Origin of the sequence: Pengzhenrongella sp. (genome assembly GCF_036565025.1) — a bacterium.
Taxonomy (GTDB): domain Bacteria; phylum Actinomycetota; class Actinomycetes; order Actinomycetales; family Cellulomonadaceae; genus Pengzhenrongella.
In genome coordinates this window covers 1-2,314 of sequence record NZ_DATCNW010000431.1, presented here as the reverse complement: position 1 = coordinate 2,314, position 2,314 = coordinate 1, and the positions used below count along the sequence as shown (strand labels likewise).

3 protein-coding genes and 1 pseudogene are annotated in these 2,314 nt (G+C 75.7%); 1 reads left to right on the top strand and 3 read right to left on the bottom strand.

Annotated features, from left to right (window positions below; translation table 11 throughout):
• Positions 1 to 134: 134 nt before the first annotated feature.
• The 3 genes from VIM26_RS24660 to VIM26_RS24650 are packed head-to-tail and all read right to left on the bottom strand — an operon-like array spanning position 135 to position 2,142.
• Positions 135 to 1,187 carry a hypothetical protein gene (locus VIM26_RS24660; protein ID WP_331955979.1) on the bottom strand — a complete coding sequence of 351 codons (1,053 nt, stop codon included), beginning with the start codon at positions 1,185 to 1,187 and terminating at the stop codon, positions 135 to 137.
• The gene (locus VIM26_RS24655; RefSeq protein WP_331955978.1) at positions 1,184 to 1,963 is read right to left on the bottom strand and encodes a dienelactone hydrolase family protein; all 780 of its coding nucleotides are present in this window, start codon (positions 1,961 to 1,963) and stop codon (positions 1,184 to 1,186) included. Before VIM26_RS24655 ends, VIM26_RS24660 begins: the two co-directional genes overlap by 4 nt.
• Complete coding sequence (locus tag VIM26_RS24650; RefSeq protein WP_414696566.1) at positions 1,960 to 2,142, bottom strand: aminomethyltransferase beta-barrel domain-containing protein; 183 nt, start codon at positions 2,140 to 2,142, stop codon at positions 1,960 to 1,962. Before VIM26_RS24650 ends, VIM26_RS24655 begins: the two co-directional genes overlap by 4 nt.
• A 33-nt stretch (positions 2,143 to 2,175) precedes the next feature.
• Here VIM26_RS24650 and VIM26_RS24645 point away from each other — a divergent pair.
• Positions 2,176 to 2,314 (top strand): annotated as a pseudogene (locus tag VIM26_RS24645) (tRNA 2-thiouridine(34) synthase MnmA); the annotation flags it as partial.

The window sequence follows — 2,314 nt, the reverse complement described above, 5'->3', positions numbered from 1 at the left end:
GCTCGCCGCCGCTCTCGCGTTCGTCGGCGCCGCGGCGAGCGCCGGCCTCGCCACTGCCGCGTTCGTCGCTTTCGGAAGCGTCTATCGCGCGGTATGAATGCCCGGCCCGGCACCGGTCGAGCACACCCCTCAGCTCAGGCGCCCTCGGCCCGCTCCGCGACGACCTCGGCGGCCCGGATCACGTCCGCGAGCGACGTCCGCGCGGCATCCGGCGTCGGCGCGCTCGGCGCCTCGCCCGCCACGACGACGACGTCGCGCAACGCGGCGACCGGCAGCCCGAGCTTCCCCCACGGGCGCAGCAGCGCCGCCGCCTGGCCGACGACGTCGGGACCCCCCTTGCGCGAGGATGAGACGTTCGGCAGCGCGGCGGGCAACCCGGCCCAAAGAGCGACGCCGCCCTCGACAGCCTCGCCGATCCGTTCCCAGCCCTGCTGGTTGAACCCGGCGACGCTCAGCCCTACGCCGTCGGCCCCCGCCGCGACCACGGACCGGACCGGGACCCACGACGGACCGCAGTGCACGACGACGCGCGCCGCCCCGGCTGCGTCTCGGGCACCCGCGGCGCGGGCGGCCTCGGCGACCGTCCGCAGCAGCTCGCTCACGATCCCCGTCGGCACGGCCCGGATCACCGAGTTGCCCGAGAAGTTCGACACGCGCCCGAGCAGCACCTCGGCGAGCCCGGACTCCTCGAGCACCAGCACGGGCGCCGCGCCCGGGACCGCGACCCGCACGGCCGCGAGGTGCTCGGCCAGCCCTGCGCCGAGGGAGGCGCTCAGCTCGCGCACCGCGCCGGCGTCGGACAGCACGCGGTCGCCGCGCGCCAGGTACAGGCGCGAGGCGAGCGTCAACGGACCCGTCGCGGCGACCACCAGCGGACCGGCGTACCCGTACGCCGCGACGGCGAGCGCGTCCAGGTCCTGGCGCAGGAACGCCGCGGCCCGGGAGGCGTCGCGGCCCGGGCGGTCGGCGAGCTTCCAGCCGTGCGGCCCGAGCTCGGCGGACATCTCCACGAGCAGCGCGGTCCCCCGACCGGTCGGCTCGGCACCGTACCCGCGACCGGGCAGCTGCACGAGGAACGGCAGCCCGTCCACCCCGGTCGGCGTCGAGGTCAGCTCACCGACGACGGCGGTCTGCGCCTCGAGCACGTCGGTGCCCTCCCAGGGCCCGAGTCCGGACGCGGCGGTCACCCGGCGAGCCGGGCGTGCAGGAAGCCGATCGTGCGGGCGAGTGCGACCTCGGCCGCGCGTGGGTCGGCGAGCACCACGTCCGCGTTCGCGAACGAGTGCTCGGTGCCGGGGTAGGTGAACGTGTCCACGGGGGTGCCGACCGCGCGCAGCGCCGAGACGAAGGCGTCGATGTCGTCCGCCGACTCGAATTCGTCCTGCGCCGCGAGGTGCAGCTGGACGGGGCAGGTGATCCGGGCAGCCTCCGCGGGGTCGCCGGACGCGTAGTAGACGACCACCGCGTCGAGCTCGCCGTCGCGCGCGGCGCGCAGCACGAGCGAGCCACCGAGCGAGAAGCCGACCGCACCGATGTACCGCGCCCCCGCGAACTTCAGCCGCTCGACGGCGGCGGTGATCGCCTCGCGCGCGGCCGAGCCGTCGAGGGCCTCGGCGAGCTCCTCCGCGCGACCGGGATCGCGCGTCGTGGCGCCGTCGTACACGTCGACCAGCTCGACGTCGAAGCCCGCCATCGTGAGCTCGTCGGCGAAGTCCGCGACGTGCGGCAGCGGCCCGTACCAGTCGTGCACGACGACGACCCCGGGCCCGGTCGCGGGCGATCCCGCGGGCAGCGCAGCCCGATCCGTCTCGAGCTCGTCGGCGTCGTCGATCTCGTCCGTCTCGTCGCCGTCGAGCGCGATGACCTCGTCCTGCAGGTCGCCGGGCTCGGGCTCCAGCTCGGGGTCCAGGTCCGGCTCGGAGTCCAGCTCATCGTCCGCCGGACTCAGCGCGTTCGCGTTCATGCCTTGGCCCCTGTCGCCGTCATGTCCTCCGCCACCCCAACATCCGCTGCGGTTATCCGTTCCGTCGTGCTCACCGTGGCCTGGCCGAGCACCCTGGTGCCGTCGTAGAGCACGACCGACTGCCCGGGAGCCACCCCGCTCAGGCCCGGCTCGGCCCCGGGCTCGACCTCCACCCGCACCCGCCCACCGGGCAGGGCTCGGGCCCGCGCCGCGACCGGCTCGAGCGCTCGATGTTCCCGCTCGGGGATGCCGCGACCAAGGGGGACGTGCGGGCCGAGGCGGCCGCGCGCGGGCTCGGCGTCTCGGCCAAGCCGGACTCCTACGACATCTGCTTCGTGGCCGACGGCGACA

What these genes read in the sequence shown, in the direction of transcription:
- VIM26_RS24655 (WP_331955978.1), bottom strand. Translation starts at nt 1,963, where the DNA reads ATGAACGCGAACGCGCTGAGTCCGGCGGACGATGAGCTGGACTCCGAG.